Consider the following 436-nt stretch of genomic DNA (forward strand, 5'->3'; position numbering starts at 1 on the left):
AATTCTTAGCGTCCGCGATATGCCGGGCACCGGCTGCGTCTTCACCATTACTCTGCCGCGATATGCGTTAACGGCATGATGAGTATGGTTCTGACGGTTCGCCCTATGTGAATCGCGACAAACCGGCGAACTGACCCGTATCCGGGACCTTAAATTGCTCATAAGAAAGCAACCAGGGGAAGCCAATGTCCATCGCTGTGGGCGCACGCCTGCTTATCGCTGACGACGATGCAGATATGTTGGCGGGGTATGCACTGTTTTTTTGTGATCGGGGTTTTGAAATCCGGACCGCCAGGAACGGTGCTGACGCGCTCGCCGAATACTGCATATGGTATCCGGCCGCAGTGTTGCTCGACATCGAAATGCCGCATCTCGACGGCCGCGCGGTGGCGATAGCGATCCGACGTGTTCAGGCGATACCTGCGCCGCTGCTTGT

Annotated in this window: 1 protein-coding gene; it reads left to right on the plus strand. The window is 56.7% G+C overall.

Going from position 1 to position 436, the window contains the following annotated elements; all coding sequences use genetic code 11:
- Nucleotides 1-185: 185 nt before the first annotated feature.
- Nucleotides 186-436, plus strand: a 251-nt coding sequence (locus tag P0D80_RS51240; protein WP_408296630.1) for a response regulator, incomplete at its 3' end; no start/stop codon positions are given.

This window comes from Paraburkholderia sp. RL17-373-BIF-A, assembly GCF_046030175.1.
GTDB lineage: Bacteria > Pseudomonadota > Gammaproteobacteria > Burkholderiales > Burkholderiaceae > Paraburkholderia.